Annotated in this window: 14 protein-coding genes and 3 tRNA genes; 6 read left to right on the top strand and 11 right to left on the bottom strand. The window is 51.0% G+C overall.

Going from position 1 to position 15,578, the window contains the following annotated elements; all coding sequences use genetic code 11:
* Positions 1-58: 58 nt before the first annotated feature.
* The 4 genes from CG67_RS00785 to orn all read right to left on the bottom strand — a co-directional run bounded on the left by CG67_RS00785 (position 59) and on the right by orn (position 1,053).
* Positions 59-134, bottom strand: a tRNA-Gly gene (locus tag CG67_RS00785).
* A gap of 34 nt (positions 135-168) precedes the next feature.
* Positions 169-244 (bottom strand) — tRNA-Gly (locus CG67_RS00780).
* 35 nt (positions 245-279) lie between these two features.
* Positions 280-355: transfer RNA gene (locus CG67_RS00775), tRNA-Gly, on the bottom strand.
* Between the two features lie 149 nt (positions 356-504).
* Positions 505-1,053: an oligoribonuclease gene (gene orn / locus CG67_RS00770; RefSeq protein ID WP_025901076.1), complete on the bottom strand. Its 549-nt coding sequence runs from the start codon at positions 1,051-1,053 to the stop codon at positions 505-507.
* A 101-nt stretch (positions 1,054-1,154) separates the two neighbouring features.
* On the opposite strand from orn, the gene rsgA reads away from it, so the two are divergent.
* The 3 genes from rsgA to mscM all read left to right on the top strand — a co-directional run bounded on the left by rsgA (position 1,155) and on the right by mscM (position 6,540).
* Positions 1,155-2,207 (top strand): small ribosomal subunit biogenesis GTPase RsgA, encoded by a 1,053-nt coding sequence (rsgA, locus tag CG67_RS00765; RefSeq protein ID WP_025901075.1) that lies wholly within the window; start codon positions 1,155-1,157, stop codon positions 2,205-2,207.
* 89 nt (positions 2,208-2,296) lie between these two features.
* Positions 2,297-3,193 (top strand): archaetidylserine decarboxylase, encoded by an 897-nt coding sequence (gene asd / locus CG67_RS00760; protein WP_025901074.1) that lies wholly within the window; start codon positions 2,297-2,299, stop codon positions 3,191-3,193.
* A gap of 17 nt (positions 3,194-3,210) precedes the next feature.
* Positions 3,211-6,540 (top strand): miniconductance mechanosensitive channel MscM, encoded by a 3,330-nt coding sequence (gene mscM / locus CG67_RS00755; RefSeq protein ID WP_025901073.1) that lies wholly within the window; start codon positions 3,211-3,213, stop codon positions 6,538-6,540.
* 46 nt (positions 6,541-6,586) lie between these two features.
* Here mscM and epmA read toward each other — a convergent pair whose 3' ends face one another.
* The 3 genes from epmA to efp all read right to left on the bottom strand — a co-directional run bounded on the left by epmA (position 6,587) and on the right by efp (position 8,607).
* Positions 6,587-7,564: an elongation factor P--(R)-beta-lysine ligase gene (gene epmA / locus CG67_RS00750; RefSeq protein ID WP_025901072.1), complete on the bottom strand. Its 978-nt coding sequence runs from the start codon at positions 7,562-7,564 to the stop codon at positions 6,587-6,589.
* A gap of 293 nt (positions 7,565-7,857) precedes the next feature.
* The gene (locus CG67_RS17220) at positions 7,858-7,989 is read right to left on the bottom strand and encodes an entericidin A/B family lipoprotein (RefSeq protein WP_174371900.1); all 132 of its coding nucleotides are present in this window, start codon (positions 7,987-7,989) and stop codon (positions 7,858-7,860) included.
* Between the two features lie 51 nt (positions 7,990-8,040).
* Positions 8,041-8,607 carry an elongation factor P gene (gene efp / locus CG67_RS00745; protein WP_025901071.1) on the bottom strand — a complete coding sequence of 189 codons (567 nt, stop codon included), beginning with the start codon at positions 8,605-8,607 and terminating at the stop codon, positions 8,041-8,043.
* 42 nt (positions 8,608-8,649) lie between these two features.
* On the opposite strand from efp, the gene epmB reads away from it, so the two are divergent.
* Both epmB and CG67_RS00735 read left to right on the top strand, forming a co-directional pair.
* Entirely contained in the window at positions 8,650-9,678 is a 1,029-nt protein-coding gene (epmB, locus tag CG67_RS00740) for an EF-P beta-lysylation protein EpmB (RefSeq protein WP_025901070.1), read from the top strand.
* A gap of 191 nt (positions 9,679-9,869) precedes the next feature.
* Entirely contained in the window at positions 9,870-10,295 is a 426-nt protein-coding gene (locus CG67_RS00735) for a DUF1090 domain-containing protein (protein WP_025901069.1), read from the top strand.
* A gap of 69 nt (positions 10,296-10,364) precedes the next feature.
* Here CG67_RS00735 and CG67_RS00730 read toward each other — a convergent pair whose 3' ends face one another.
* From CG67_RS00730 to CG67_RS00715, 4 genes are all read right to left on the bottom strand, one after another.
* Positions 10,365-10,718 carry a DUF4156 domain-containing protein gene (locus CG67_RS00730; RefSeq protein WP_025901068.1) on the bottom strand — a complete coding sequence of 118 codons (354 nt, stop codon included), beginning with the start codon at positions 10,716-10,718 and terminating at the stop codon, positions 10,365-10,367.
* Between the two features lie 305 nt (positions 10,719-11,023).
* Positions 11,024-12,670: a chaperonin GroEL gene (gene groL / locus CG67_RS00725; protein WP_025901067.1), complete on the bottom strand. Its 1,647-nt coding sequence runs from the start codon at positions 12,668-12,670 to the stop codon at positions 11,024-11,026.
* A gap of 48 nt (positions 12,671-12,718) precedes the next feature.
* On the bottom strand, positions 12,719-13,012 hold the full coding sequence (locus tag CG67_RS00720) for a co-chaperone GroES (RefSeq protein WP_025901066.1): 294 nt from the start codon (positions 13,010-13,012) through the stop codon (positions 12,719-12,721).
* Positions 13,013-13,295: 283 nt separating this feature from the next.
* Positions 13,296-13,760, bottom strand: a complete 465-nt coding sequence (locus tag CG67_RS00715; protein ID WP_025901065.1) for an FxsA family protein — start codon at positions 13,758-13,760, stop codon at positions 13,296-13,298.
* Positions 13,761-14,124: 364 nt separating this feature from the next.
* Here CG67_RS00715 and aspA point away from each other — a divergent pair, with 364 nt between their 5' ends.
* Complete coding sequence (gene aspA, locus CG67_RS00710; protein WP_025901064.1) at positions 14,125-15,558, top strand: aspartate ammonia-lyase; 1,434 nt, start codon at positions 14,125-14,127, stop codon at positions 15,556-15,558.
* Positions 15,559-15,578 lie beyond the last annotated feature (20 nt).

Below are 15,578 nucleotides of genomic sequence, written 5' to 3'. Positions count from 1 at the left end.
TCAGCAAATCAGGATAAGAAAGAGAAGTGTCAAACGGAAGAAAATACCGAAGAAAATCTGGAGCGGGAAACGAGACTCGAACTCGCGACCCCGACCTTGGCAAGGTCGTGCTCTACCAACTGAGCTATTCCCGCATTAGGAGGTACAACTGCAACTACGTTTATTCTCTGGAGCGGGAAACGAGACTCGAACTCGCGACCCCGACCTTGGCAAGGTCGTGCTCTACCAACTGAGCTATTCCCGCATCGGAGGATACTACTGCAACTACTTTTTTTAATCTGGAGCGGGAAACGAGACTCGAACTCGCGACCCCGACCTTGGCAAGGTCGTGCTCTACCAACTGAGCTATTCCCGCGCCGGCAACGACATAAATTCTTCATCGTTACGGGGTGCGAATTATACGAGAATAATTCCGCTACGCAAGCCCCGTTACCAATATTTTTGCAGCTTTTCGTCTGACTGATGATTAATGCATCATGTTGTTGTCAGATTAGTCAACTTTACTTAAAGACTGAGGAAATTATCCCGGTAGTAGCGCAATTCAGCCACTGACTCACGAATATCATCCAGTGCCTGATGCGTCCCCGCTTTACTGAAACCCGGCAGGATTTCCGGTTTCCAGCGACGAGCCAGCTCTTTCAGCGTACTCACATCCAGTGCCCGGTAATGGAACCATGCTTCCAGTTCAGGCATATACTTGTAGAGGAAACGGCGATCCTGACCGATACTGTTCCCGCAAATAGGGGAGGCATTCGCGGGGACCCACTGTTTTAAAAATTCCAGCGTGGCAAGCTCTGCCGCCCGGTCATCGTACTGACTCTGCTTAACCCGTTCAACCAGACCGCTGCCGGTATGGGTACGAACATTCCAGTCATCCATCAGAGACAGTTGTTCGGCGGACTGGTGAACCGCAATCACTGGCCCTTCGGCAAGAATATTCAGGTCCGCATCGGTCACCAGCGTTGCGATTTCTATGATCCGATCCCGTTCCGGGTCCAGGCCGGTCATTTCGAGGTCAATCCAAATCAGATTGTTTTCACTTGCAGTTGCCATACACTCTCTCACCGTTGCTAAAATCGTCTATTGATGACTAATAATGGTATCATAGACGTTTTGTCCCGCCGGGCGAAGTCTGGCAAATCATGAGAGGAAGTGTGAGCAAAAATAAACTGTCAAAAGGTCAGCAGCGTCGTGTTAATGCTAACCATCAGCGACGCCTGAAAACACGACCGGAAAAAGCAGAGCCTGATGACAGCCTCTTTAGCGAACCGGAAGAAGGGATTGTGATCAGCCGCTTTGGTATGCATGCCGATGTGGAAGACAGCACGGGGAATATTCTGCGGTGTAATATCCGCCGGACTATCCGTTCACTGGTCACCGGTGACCGTGTGGTCTGGCGCGCACCACAAAGTGGTGCCGGGAAAGGGATTGTCGAAGCCGTTCATGAAAGAACCTCGATGCTGACCCGCCCGGATTATTACGACGGCCTGAAGCCGATCGCTGCCAATATTGATCAGATTGTCATTGTGTCGGCCATTTTACCGGAATTATCGCTGAATATTATCGACCGCTATCTGGTGGCCTGTGAAACGCTGGGGGTTGCGCCACTGCTGGTGTTGAATAAAACCGATCTGCTGGATGAGGCGGCACGGGCCTTTGTGAACGAGCAAATGGATATTTACCGCAGGATCGGGTATCCGGTATTGATGGTATCGAGCTACGAACGTCAGGGACTGGAACCCCTGGAGCAGGCACTGACTGACAGGATCAGTATTTTTGCAGGCCAGTCCGGTGTGGGTAAATCCAGCCTGCTGAACCGGCTGTTAGGACTGGATGCCGCCAGTGAAGATGAGATCCTGACCAATGATGTGTCAGATAATTCAGGTCTGGGCCAGCACACCACTACCGCCGCCCGCCTGTATCACTTCCCGCAGGGCGGAGATGTGATCGACTCCCCGGGGGTCAGGGAGTTTGGTCTCTGGCATCTGGAACCGGAACAAATTACCCGGGGATTTGTCGAATTTGCGGACTATCTTGGTCATTGTAAATTCCGCGACTGCAAACATGATAACGATCCGGGTTGTGCAATACGTCAGGCCGTAGAAGACGGCAAGATTGACGAAGTACGCTTCGAAAGTTACCACCGTATTCTGGAAAGCATGGCACAGGTTAAAGTCCGGAAAAACTTTTCTGTCAGTGAGGACTAACTGACATACTGGCGGGATCGCCAATTTACCAGGGTCGCCTGAGTTGCGCCCGCTTTTATCTGCATATCGTGATCATGCCAGGAGGCAACATGCTCGAAAAAATTAAACTTGGCATCAATGCTGTTTTACCTAAAAAAGCGCTAACCGAACTGGCTGGCTGGGCTGCCAGCCGTCGCGGAGGATGGCTTACCCGTTCAGTAATAGACCTGTTTGTCTGGTACTATAAAGTGGACATGTCTGAGGCGGTGAAGAAAGAAACGTCGGCCTACCCGACCTTCAATGACTTCTTCGTCCGTCCGTTAAAAGAAGGTGCCCGCCCGATTGATAACGACCCTAATCTGCTGGTCCAGCCCGCAGATGGTGCCGTGAGTCAGGCCGGACGTATCGAAGAAAATCAGATCTTCCAGGCAAAGGGTCATCAGTACACCCTGGAAGCCTTACTCGCAGGTGATGAGCGCCGTGCCGCCGATTTTTACAACGGCCAGTTTGTAACTACTTACCTCGCGCCGCGTGATTACCACCGTGTCCATATGCCCTGCAATGGTATCCTGCGCGAAATGGTGTATGTGCCCGGAGACCTGTACTCCGTGAATCCGCTGACTGCGCGCAATATTCCCAACCTGTTTGCCCGTAACGAGCGCGTGATTTGCTACTTTGATACCGACTTCGGCCCGATGGTTCAGATACTGGTCGGTGCCACCATTGTCGGCAGTATCGAAACGGTCTGGGCAGGAACCATTACGCCACCACGTGAAGGGGTGATTAAGCGCTGGCACTACCCTGCAGCAGAGACAGAAGGTGCAGTTGTGCTACTGAAAGGTGATGAAATGGGCCGCTTTAAGCTCGGTTCCACAGTCATTAATCTGTTTGCAAAAAATAAAGTCATGCTGAGTGAGTCTCTGGAAGCCGAAGCGAAAACCCGACTGGGACAGCCTCTGGCCAGAACTTTCTCTGAGACTCCCTCTGACAGTCCTGTCACTGAGTAAGCCCGGAGAACGATGACGTGCGCGTGATTGTGGCTTTACTGCTGAGCCTCGGGCTCAGCTTTTCACTGTATGCGGCCCCGCTTCCCGAGGCCGCACAGATAAAACAGGCGCTGGAAACAGCTAAAAACAGTAAAGCCAGCCCGGCGCAGGCAGAACTGGTTCAGACGTTACAGACTGCCCTGGATTTTATCGATCAGCGTACCGCATCGATCGAGCAGGCACGTCAGTATCAGTCTGTTATCGATAATTTCCCTAAATTGTCCCGGGAAATACAGCAGCAAATTGTCTCGGTGACAGATACCCCGAAAACGGTCAGTCCGTCACTGAGCAGTAATGAGCTGGAGCAGGAGATTTTACGGGTCAGCAGCCAGTTACTGGAAGAAGGCCGTCAGGCCCAGCAGGAACAGGATCGGGTCCGGGAAATCAGTGATTCCATCACACAATTGCCGCAGCAACAAACCGAAGCCAGGCGGGCGCTGACTGACAGTGATCATCGTCTGCAAAGTCTTTCCGTTTCTGCCACTGCCCGCGGGCAAGCCACGGCCTGGGCACGTGAAACCGGGAATGCCGCAAGCAAAGCCCGTGTCAACGAACTGGAACTGGCTCAGTTGTCTGCAAGTAATCGTCAGGAGCTGGCACGATTACGGGCTGAGCTGCATCAGAAGACCATGACGCAGCTGGATAACTATCTGCAGGCACTGAGAAACCAGCTGAATACCCTGCGCCAGCAGGAAGCACAACAGGCACTGGAACGTACCGAGCAACTGGCTGAAAACAGCGGTGAGCTTCCTCCCGGTATCAGTGAACAGTTCCGTATCAACCGCGATCTTTCCAACGATTTGAATCAACAGGCTCAGCGGATGGATCTGGTGGCCTCTCAGCAGAGACTCGCCGCCAGCCAGACTCTGCAGGTCAGACAGGCGCTCAGCACACTGCGGGAGCAATCTCAATGGCTTGGCGAATCTAACCTGCTGGGAGAAGCCCTGCGTGCTCAGGTCGCCCGCCTGCCGGAAGTCCCGAAACAGCAACAGATTGACAGTGAAATGGGTGAGTTGCGGGTACAACGGCTGCATTATGAAGATCTGCTAAGCCGGCAAGGGAGTTTGCACTCACTGACCCAGGAAGATGGCACTCCCCTGACCACCAGCCAGACACGTATTCTGGATGCCCAGCTACGCACCCAGCGCGAATTACTCGGCTCGCTGATCTCCGGTTGTGATTCTCTGATTCTGGAGATCACCAAACTTAAAGTGGCCAATACCCAATTGCAGGATGCATTGGATGATGTGAAAGATGCCACCCACCGCTATCTGTTCTGGACGGCTGATGTAGGCCCGGTCACCTTCCATTATCCGGTGCAGGTCGTCCAGGATCTGTCACGTCTCCTTTCCCTCGATACTTTCGGGCAACTGGGTAAAGCCACAATAATGATGTTTACCAGCAGAGAAACCATTGTCCCTATCCTGGGGGCATTCTTTCTGGTGGTCATCAGTATCAGTTCGCGTCGTCATTACCAGGCTTTCCTCGAACGCTCAGCCGGTAAAGTCGGAAAAGTCACCCTGGATAAATTCAGCCTTACCGTGCGTACCGTCTTCTGGTCAATTCTGGTTGCGCTTCCCCTGCCGGTATTATGGGCGGCGCTCGGGTATGGTCTTCAGCATGCCTGGCCTTATCCCATCGCCGTGGCGATTGGCGACGGTGTTACCGCAACTCTGCCGGTATTATGGGCATTTATGATCAGTGCGGCCTTTGCCAGACCCCATGGATTGTTTATTACACACTTCCGCTGGCCACAAGCCAGTGTCGCCAAAGCGATGCGCTACTACTCCCTGACGGTGGGTGTCATTGTACCGCTCATTATGGTGCTGATTACCTTCGATAATCTTGAAGACCGCCAGTTTTCTGCCTCTCTGGGCAGACTTTGCTTCATTTTTATCTGTATCTCTCTGACTGTCGTGACAAACGCTCTGAAACGGGCTGGCTTGCCGTTGTATTTTGACCGCCAGGGCAACAGTGACAACATGACCAATACCATTCTCTGGGATGTCATGATGGCTATTCCTCTGATTGCTGCGCTCGCGTCCTGCATCGGGTACCTGGCAACCGCACAGGCACTGCTGGCACGTCTGGAGAGCTCACTGGCTATCTGGTTTGTACTGTTAGTAATTTATCATGTTATACGTCGCTGGATGCTTATCCAGCGACGCAGAATTGAGTTCGATCGTGCACGACAGAAACGCGCAGATATGCTTGCCAGCCGTGCCCGTAACGGTGAAGAAGAAAAAGAGCATAACGGCTTCAGTAACGACTCTTATGATGTTGATGAACCCGTTATCGACCTCGATACCATCAGTGCCCAGTCGCTGCGCCTGGTGCGTTCCTTATTGACGCTGGTGGCGTTAGTCTCACTGATTTTACTGTGGTCAGAGCTGCATTCTGCCTTCGCATTTCTGGAAAATATTCCGTTATGGGATGCATCCCCGGCCGGCGGAGAAAATATCCAGCCGGTGACACTGGGTGCAGTGTTGATAGCCATTCTGGTACTGATTATCACCCTGCAACTGGTCAGAAACATGCCCGCCTTGCTGGAGCTGGCCTTATTACAGCACCTGAGTCTGACACCAGGGACCGGGTATGCGATTACCACCTTAACCAAATATGTGCTGATGATTATCGGTGTGATGACAGCGTTTTCGATGCTGGGCATTGACTGGGCTAAGCTGCAATGGCTGGTCGCGGCACTGGGCGTCGGATTAGGGTTCGGGTTACAGGAGATCTTCGCAAACTTTATTTCCGGCCTGATCATTCTGTTTGAAAAACCGATACGTATCGGTGATACCGTAACTATTCGTGAGCTGACAGGAACCATTTCGAAAATAAATACCCGCGCCACCACGATCACTGACTGGGATCGTAAAGAAATTATTGTGCCGAATAAGGCATTTATTACCGAACAGTTTGTTAACTGGTCACTTTCTGATGCTGTCACTCGGGTCGTGCTGACCATCCCGGCCCCGGCGCATATCAACAGTGAACTGGTCACCGGGGTACTGAAGCAGGCGGCAGAGCGTTGTAGCTACGTGCTGAAAACCCCGCTTCCTGAAGCTTTCCTGGTGGATCTTCAGCAAGGTATTCAGCTGTTTGAGTTACGTATTTACGCCGCAGAAATGGGCCACAGGATGCCTCTGCGCCATGAGCTTCATCAGTTGATACTGAAAGGCTTCAAAGACAACCATATCGAAATGCCCTTCCCGCCTTTCCAGGTTCGTATGGAGAAAGTCAGTACGCCATTGCCGGGTGCTCAGGGAACGCCACAAACGAAAGTTTATAAGTCCGGAGGGTTGTAAGAAAGACTGTATTTTCCGGCCCCGGGGAGAACAGGGCCGGATAAGATCAGCAACGATCGACCGGGAAAGCGATCACATCGTTCAGAGATTCGGCTTTCAACGCCAGCATAATAAGACGATCAACGCCTAACGCCACTCCGGAGCAATCAGGCAGACCATGCTCTAACGCCGCCAGCAGTAACTGATCAATCGGCTGCTCAGGTAATCCTTTTTCTGCACGACGGCGATTATCCTGTTCAAACCGCAGACGTTGTTCCCTGGCGTCGGTCAGTTCCCGGAAGCCATTAGCCAGCTCGATCCCGCGATAGTAAACCTCAAAACGCTCTGCCACCCGATGATCTTCAGTACTGATTTCTGCCAGCGAGGCCTGAGATGCCGGGAAGTGATAGACAAACGCAGGCCTTTCCTGACCAATCTTAGGCTCTACCCCCAGCATAAACAGCAGTTGCAGCAGAGTATCGCGGTCATCTTCGGCCGCGGCTAAATCTCCCACTCCCAGTGTCGCTGCAACCGCAACCAGAGCCTCTTTTTCTGCAGTCAGGGGGTCAATATTCAGGCAACGCAGAAACGCCTGCTGATAGGATAATGACTCCGCCTCACCACATTCCAGGATCTGTTGCAGCAGGTCATCAACTTCGTTGATTAACCGGTACATATCATAATGCGGCCGGTACCATTCCAGCATGGTGAATTCAGGATTATGGTGCCGTCCCGCTTCTTCATTACGGAAGCTACGATTCATCTGGTAAATCGGACCGCTACCCGCGGCCAGCAGGCGCTTCATATGATACTCGGGGCTGGTCATTAACCATAAATCCAGTCCCTGAGACGCGCCCGGCCCGACAAACCGTGTTTTGAACGGCACCAGGTGGATGTCGGTGACGGTTGCCTGGCTCATCGCCGGAGTCTCTACTTCAAGGACACCACGATCTGCAAAAAAACGCCGGATATCCGCTACAATTGCCGCACGTTTCAGTAGATTGGCAATCGGTGCACTCGGCTGCCAGTGTGTGGTTTCGTTCATTGTCGTACTCCCGGGATGACAAAAGTGGTGCAGTCTACATGCAACATCACCGACAAACAATGACGTCATGCATGGGCGAAACCGCCGTGACGACAGAGAGTAATTTTCGTTCCAAAGGTCTGTGACGCCGGCAGGCAGAAAAGAGTTGGTTTTTCAACGAGGAAGCAGACATGAGGGCCGGGAGCAAAAATATCCTCATCGTAGTCACAGCACAGTGAAACAACACAGTAAGCATAGCCGTTTTTTTACAGTGCAGAAGGCCGGACAGTGAGGAGGTTCACAAAGTTAACGGATCAACTCGCCACGCGGGAAATGGCATTACCAAGGTGTGAGACATCTTCACCAAAACCACGAAAGGTGTTGCATCCGCTAAGAAATGACGTGAGCGCACAGAGGAAGAGGACCTGCATTAGACGTTTTTGCATCATCATTCACCTGTCATCAGGCACCCCCGGAGAAGGGGGTGCCTGTAGGACTTATTTCACGCGTGAAACGTATTCACCGGAACGGGTATCCACTCTGATCACTTCGCCAATCTGAACGAACAGAGGAACTTTAACCACAGCACCCGTGCTCAGGGTTGCAGGCTTACCACCGGTACCGGCGGTATCACCTTTCAGACCCGGGTCAGTTTCAGTGATTTCAGCTTCAATGAAGTTCGGAGGAGTGATGGTGATCGGGTTACCGTTCCATAAAGTAACGATACATTCCGCCTGGTCCTGCAACCATTTCCCGTTCTCACCGACCGCTTTCGCGTCAGCCGCCAGTTGTTCAAAGGTGTTGTTATTCATGAAGTGCCAGAACTCACCGTCGTTGTACAGGTAAGTCAGAGTCACATCAACAACATCCGCACCTTCAGCAGAGTCGGTAGACTTAAAGGTCTTCTCGATAAGCTTACCGGTCAGCAGACGACGCATTTTAACGCGTGCAAATGCCTGCCCTTTTCCTGGTTTTACGAACTCACTGGCTTCAATGGCGTAAGGCTCGCCATCAATCATAATTTTAAGACCGTTACGAAAATCGTTGCTAGAATATGTTGCCATGAAGGCCCTCGACAAATATGGATACTGGACAAAGCCAAAAAAATGGCAAACATTGTAACCCTAAATACCCCCTCCAGAGAAGATTGGTTGCAACAACTTACGGAAGTTGTCACCGAACCTGATGAATTACTGAAGCTTTTAAATCTGGAGCATCTGCCGGCACTACAGGCCGGAGCCGGCGCACGCCGGTTATTTGCCCTGCGTGTCCCGCGGGCGTTTATCCGTAAAATGGAAAAAGGCAATCCGCAGGACCCTCTGTTACTGCAGGTCATTACCCAGCAGGAAGAATTTATTTCCACGCCTGGCTACAGTATCGACCCGCTGGAAGAGCAGCAAAATGCCGTACCGGGGCTGCTGCATAAGTATCGTAACCGTGCGTTATTGCTGGTCAAAGGAGGCTGTGCGGTTAACTGTCGCTATTGCTTCCGCCGGCATTTTCCCTACCAGGATAATCAGGGAAATAAGCGGAACTGGCAGGCCGCCCTCGACTATATCCGCCATCACCCGGAGCTGGATGAAATTATCTTTTCCGGCGGGGACCCCTTGATGGCGAAAGACCACGAGCTGGACTGGCTTATCAGCGAGCTTGAGGCAATCCCCCATATTCTCCGCTTGCGTATCCATAGCCGGTTACCGGTGGTGATCCCGGACAGGATCACCCCGGGGTTATGCCAGCGGTTATCTCAGACACGGTTGCAGGTCATTATGGTGACCCACATCAACCACGCTAATGAGATTGACCCGGCCTTAACGGAGGCGATGGCCAGGCTGAAACGTGCCGGGGTTCTGTTACTCAATCAGGGGGTGCTGCTGAAAGGGATTAATGATAGCGCAGCCACACTTGCCGCCCTCAGTAACGCGCTATTTAACGCCGGGATCCTGCCCTATTATTTGCATGTGCTGGATAAAGTTCAGGGAGCGGCTCATTTCTACGTGTCCGATGAGGAAGCCCGAAAAATTATGCGCGAGCTGCTGGCGATGATCTCCGGCTATCTGGTCCCCAAACTGGCACGAGAAATCGGCGGTGAACCGAGTAAAACTCCCCTCGATTTACAGCTCCGGCAGGACTGACCCGGAACTTAGCTGATCAGGTTCAGTATGGCTGACAGTAAAAGGATTTATGATGCTGCCTGGTACGCTCCCGGGAATATTCTTTGCACTGCCCTCTGTTCGGGCAGTTCAGCCTCCCGGGATCCGCGCCAGGTATCCAAGGTAGCTTTCCATAAGTCACCCGGGCACGGCCCGAATTGAAAGGAGCTTTTATGAAAAAAGTCATGACCGTACTGAGCCTGTCAGTGCTTTCACTGCTGACAATGAATGCATTAGCCGCCGAAACCTGTACCGATAAACGCATTGCCATTGAAAAAGAGATGGGATATGCGCGTCAGCACAATAATACCGGCAAACTGGCAGGATTAGAAAAGGCATTAGATCAGGTGAATACCCATTGCTCGCCGGAATCGGTTCGCCAGGATGCCCATGCACAGGTCGAAAAACTGCAGAAAAAGCAGTCTGAAAAACAGGCTGATGTCAAAGAGGCAGAAGAGGAACTGCAGCAGGCTATCCGTCGGGGTAACAAAGATAAGATAAGAAAATATCAGGATAAGGTCGCGGAGAAGAAGCAGGAGCTCAGTACCCTTACCCGTCGGCTGGATCAAAGCCGTTCTGATTTATCTGCACTGAAATAAGTCTTCTTACACAGGCAGAGCCTGATCGCTCTGCCTGATCCGTTTCAGTCCGGAAACCTCAGGAAGGGATTAAGGACATTTATAGATCTGACCAGACATTTTCGTCGCCAGAGGCACAAAATTGGAGATCACGGACAGGCCCGGTGTACTGGCACCATAGATAACATTACCTCCCATTGCCGCCGCTTTATTACGTAGATCGTTCGCAGCACCGCGCATGGAGCTGCCACCTTCCGTCCCCTGAGACGATAACCAGTTACTTTGCTCACCGGTCAGGGTGCCCAGAAACTTGCATTGCGCGGCGGGCTGTTCATCAACAAAACGCACATCCTGACCGCCTGAGGTTAATTGATTACCGGCAGTGCTGCATCCCGTCAGTAGTGCAGCCGAAAAAAAGACTGCAGCAGAGATTTGTAAACGCATTATTCTTCCTCATTATTTTTCATCATGCCAGTCACTGCTCAAGTGGCAACCATCTGTCCGAAGAGAGTGAAATATAATCTGCAATGACATATTACACCATAGCATTGGCTAAATTAAAAAACCTGTCGACAGATGCGCTCAGCCGGAAGCGTTTACGGCCCCTGGTCTTCACACCCGTATTTCCCGTCGTCAGGCGTAAAAAAACCCGGCTCCTTACGGAGCCGGGTCTGCAGACTACAGGCGAACGGCAGACGTTAATCATACCGTCCTGCGTACTGACTAAGACACTGTCAGTACAGGGGGAATTACATCATTCCGCCCATTCCGCCCATGCCACCCATACCACCGGCAGCACCTAAGTCAGCTTTTTCTTCTTTTGGCAGATCAGTCACCATACATTCGGTGGTGATCATCAGGCCAGCAACAGAGGCCGCATACTGCAGCGCTGAACGGGTCACTTTGGTTGGGTCCAGGATACCGAAGTCGATCATGTTACCGTATTCTTCAGTGGCTGCGTTGTAACCAAAGTTACCTTCGCCGTGTTTCACTTTATCAGCGATAACGGAAGGCTCTTCACCGGCGTTCGCAACGATCTGACGCAGAGGGGCTTCCATCGCACGCAGTGCAACACGGATACCGACGTTCTGATCTTCGTTCTGTCCGGTCAGGCCAGCGATCTGTGCAGCAACACGTACCAGAGCCACACCACCACCAGCAACCACGCCTTCTTCTACTGCAGCACGGGTTGCGTGCAGCGCATCTTCAACGCGTGCTTTTTTCTCTTTCATTTCAACTTCAGTCGCAGCACCGACTTTCAGTACGGCAACACCGCCTGCCAGTTTAGCCACACGTTCCTGAAGTTTTTCTTTATCGTAATCAGAAGTCGCTTCTTCGATCTGCTGACGGATCTGAGAAACACGGCCACCGATAGCAGTTTCTTCACCTACGCCATCGATAATGGTGGTGGTGTCTTTATTAATAACAACACGCTTAGCCTGACCCATATCTTCCAGGACAGCTTTTTCCAGTTCCATACCGATTTCTTCGGAGATAACAGTACCGCCGGTCAGGATGGCAATATCCTGCAGCATGGCTTTACGACGGTCGCCGAAGCCAGGTGCTTTAACCGCAGCCACTTTCACGATACCACGCATGGTGTTGACCACCAGCGTTGCCAGCGCTTCACCTTCAACATCTTCAGCGATGATCAGCAGAGGCTTACCGGCTTTAGCAACAGCTTCCAGTACAGGCAGCAGTTCACGGATGTTAGAGATTTTCTTATCCGCTAACAGAATGAACGGGCTTTCCAGTTCAACGGCACCGGTTTCCGGTTTGTTGATGAAGTAAGGAGACAGGTAACCACGGTCGAACTGCATACCTTCAACCACGTCCAGTTCGTCCTGCAGACCGGTACCTTCTTCAACGGTGATAACGCCTTCTTTACCCACTTTTTCCATCGCCTGTGCGATCAGGGTACCGACGCTTTCATCAGAGTTTGCAGAGATAGTGCCGACCTGAGCAACTGCTTTAGAATCTGAACAAGGCACAGACAGCGCTTTCAGTTTTTCAACCGCAGAGATAACTGCTTTGTCGATACCGCGCTTCAGGTCCATCGGGTTCATACCCGCGGCAACAGCTTTCAGACCTTCGTTGACGATAGACTGAGCCAGAACGGTCGCAGTGGTTGTGCCATCACCGGCAGCATCGTTTGCTTTAGAGGCAACTTCTTTCACCATCTGCGCACCCATGTTTTCGAACTTATCTTCCAGTTCGATTTCACGAGCAACAGAAACACCGTCTTTAGTGATAGTCGGTGCACCAAAAGATTTATCCAGAACCACGTTACGGCCTTTCGGGCCCAGGGTAACTTTTACTGCATCTGCCAGTACGTTAACACCGCGCAGCATTTTTACGCGCGCGTCATTACCAAATTTTACGTCTTTAGCTGCCATTTGAGATTTCCCTTAAATTTATTTAAGTTAGTGGAATTGGTTGTCCGGTTACTCAGTAACAACGGCCAGGATATCGTTTTCTGAAATAATCAGGACTTCCTGATTGTCAATCTTCTCAGTTTTAGCGCCGTAGCCTTCGTTAAAAATGACAACATCACCCACTTTCACATCCAAAGGTTTTACTTCACCGCTTTCAAGGATGCGGCCATTGCCTACGGCCAGAACTTCACCACGCGTAGATTTACCCGCAGCAGAACCGGTCAGAACGATGCCGCCAGCAGATTTAGCTTCTACTTCTTTACGCTTGACGATAACGCGATCATGCAATGGACGAATAGTCATTTGATAGCTCTCCTTCGAAATGCTCAGTCACAGGTTGTTTAGGGTTGAATACCGGCCCGATGGCATCGGCTTCGTGCATTCAGAGATAAGGCCTTGGAGGAACGCTTTCAAGTGGTAAAAAAAAATTTTTTTTATTTTTCCGGCCGTCACCGCACTTCAGGTTTACAGTAGCAGGATATGCGGATTTTCAGTCGGTTACGTGAAATAAAACACCAAAGAAAGGTCAGGGAACGAAAGAAGGCATAAGGGGGCTATGCAGACACATAGCCCTTATTGGCATGACTTAGCGCGGATGAGATGAGGAGTCGTCTTTATGCTCGATAACATCGTACTCTTTACGCTCAAATTCCCCTTCCACGGTAAAGCCGTCCGGTTCAGCGTTTCCGCCACGTCTGACCTTCAGATAGGGCATCAGCTTCAGGGTCAGATGCTTTTGTACCGGGGGCAATAACAACAGCAGGCCGAGGAAATCAGTAAAAAAGCCAGGCAGGACTAACAGGAAACCGGCAATCAACAGCGAAACACTTTTCGTCATCTCAGCCGCTGGATTTTCCTGCCGCAACATTTTTTCCTGTAATAATCTGAAGTTTTTAATCCCCTGATGTTTAACCAGCGAAATACCGATAGCGGAAGTAAAGATCACCAACACCATGGTCATTAATACACCCACCACGTGAGCGACCTGAATAAACAGTGAAATTTCAATCCAGGCAAGTAAGAAAAAAGCAATAAACGGTAACCAGCGCACGGCGGTCTCCTGTCAGTTAGCCCCCCTGCTCAGGCAGGGCGACGAAAATAGATAACATCATAAAGATGGAATAATGAAGATGGGTATAATAAAAAGTGATTTCAACCATCAGGCAGAAATTCGTTATAACTATCCCGTGATCCTGACGGAACGTCATTAACGTTAAGATTTCCGTCTAAGGCAGCACATTTTTTTACCACGCTGTAAAAAATAAGTGACCTGTGTTGCTTATTTATAACATAAACCGGATATCATCGTGCAGCACGGATCATATCCGGATAAAATTCCGGAACCAGGCACGCACAACAAACACGTAACTTGTGTTCATGGCCTCCGGCAAGACAGTCACTCTAAGAAGGTTACCATGGTTAACAACATTCGTATCGAAGAAGACCTGCTCGGCATGCGTGAAGTTCCTGCGGATGCTTATTACGGTATTCATACGCTACGGGCGATAGAAAATTTTTATATCAGCAGCAGTAAAATCAGTGATATTCCTGAGTTTGTTCGCGGAATGGTGATGGTGAAGAAAGCCGCAGCCCTGGCCAACAAAGAGCTGCAGACTATTCCACGGCATATTGCAGACCACATTATCCAGGCCTGTGATGAAGTCCTGAATAACGGAACCTGCATGGATCAGTTCCCTGTTGATGTCTATCAGGGAGGGGCCGGAACCTCGGTAAATATGAATACGAATGAGGTGCTGGCGAATATCGGCCTTGAGCTGATGGGTCATAATAAAGGGGAATATCAGTACCTTAACCCTAATGACCATGTGAATATGTGTCAGTCAACCAACGATGCCTATCCGACCGGATTTCGTATTGCCGTCTACAACTCTTTGCTGAAACTGGTCGATGCGATTAACGCACTGGCCGAAGGTTTTCAACGCAAAGCCATTGAATTTAAAAACATCCTGAAAATGGGGCGCACACAGCTTCAGGATGCCGTTCCGATGACTCTGGGTCAGGAATTTAATGCCTTCAGTATTCTGCTGAAAGAAGAAACCCGCAGCATTTTGCGTACGGCTGAGCTGCTGCTTGAGGTTAACCTTGGAGCAACCGCTATCGGAACCCGGCTGAATACGCCGGACGGCTATCAGCCACTGGCCGTAAAATATCTGGCTGAGGTCAGCCGTCTGCCGGTCGTTGCCGCCGAAGATTTAATTGAAGCCACCTCGGACTGCGGCGCTTACGTGATGGTACATTCATCTCTTAAACGGCTGGCGGTGAAACTGTCGAAGATCTGTAATGATCTGCGCCTGCTGTCTTCCGGTCCCCGGGCGGGTTTAAACGAGATTAATCTGCCACAGCTGCAGGCGGGTTCTTCCATTATGCCGGCGAAGGTGAACCCGGTCGTCCCGGAAGTGGTCAACCAGGTCTGCTTTAAAGTGATTGGTAATGATATTACCGTCACCATGGCGGCAGAAGCCGGACAATTACAGCTCAACGTGATGGAGCCGGTGATTGGACAGGCACTGTTTGAATCGGTCTCTATTCTCAGTAATGCCTGCTTTAATCTGCTGGAAAAATGTGTCAGCGGGATCACTGCGAACCAGCAAATTTGTGAGTCCTATGTCTTTAATTCTATCGGGATAGTCACCTACCTGAATCCGTATATCGGCCACCATAATGGCGATATCGTCGGTAAAATCTGTGCCGAAACCGGCAAAAGTGTCAGAGAAGTGGTCCTGGAACGGGGACTGCTCAGCGAAGCCCAGTTGGATGATATTTTCTCGGTTGAAAACCTGATGCACCCGGTTTACAAAGCAAAACGCTATACCGAAGATAGCCAGTAACCTTATCAGGGCCTGACCAG

This window comes from Tatumella sp. UCD-D_suzukii (assembly GCF_000611875.2).
Lineage (GTDB): Bacteria > Pseudomonadota > Gammaproteobacteria > Enterobacterales > Enterobacteriaceae > Tatumella > Tatumella ptyseos.
This window is presented reverse-complemented; position numbering and strand designations above follow the sequence as displayed.

Excerpts from the sequence above, each read along its gene's own strand:
- orn (WP_025901076.1), bottom strand. The coding sequence starts at position 1,053 with ATGGCAACTGCAAGTGAAAACAATCTGATTTGGATTGACCTCGAAATG.
- asd (WP_025901074.1), top strand. The coding sequence starts at position 2,297 with ATGCTCGAAAAAATTAAACTTGGCATCAATGCTGTTTTACCTAAAAAA.
- CG67_RS17220 (WP_174371900.1), bottom strand. The coding sequence starts at position 7,989 with ATGCAAAAACGTCTAATGCAGGTCCTCTTCCTCTGTGCGCTCACGTCA.
- epmB (WP_025901070.1), top strand. The coding sequence starts at position 8,650 with ATGGCAAACATTGTAACCCTAAATACCCCCTCCAGAGAAGATTGGTTG.
- efp (WP_025901071.1), bottom strand. The coding sequence starts at position 8,607 with ATGGCAACATATTCTAGCAACGATTTTCGTAACGGTCTTAAAATTATG.
- groL (WP_025901067.1), bottom strand. The coding sequence starts at position 12,670 with ATGGCAGCTAAAGACGTAAAATTTGGTAATGACGCGCGCGTAAAAATG.
- aspA (WP_025901064.1), top strand. The coding sequence starts at position 14,125 with ATGGTTAACAACATTCGTATCGAAGAAGACCTGCTCGGCATGCGTGAA.
- epmA (WP_025901072.1), bottom strand. The coding sequence starts at position 7,564 with ATGAACGAAACCACACACTGGCAGCCGAGTGCACCGATTGCCAATCTA.
- CG67_RS00730 (WP_025901068.1), bottom strand. The coding sequence starts at position 10,718 with ATGCGTTTACAAATCTCTGCTGCAGTCTTTTTTTCGGCTGCACTACTG.
- CG67_RS00735 (WP_025901069.1), top strand. The coding sequence starts at position 9,870 with ATGAAAAAAGTCATGACCGTACTGAGCCTGTCAGTGCTTTCACTGCTG.
- CG67_RS00720 (WP_025901066.1), bottom strand. The coding sequence starts at position 13,012 with ATGACTATTCGTCCATTGCATGATCGCGTTATCGTCAAGCGTAAAGAA.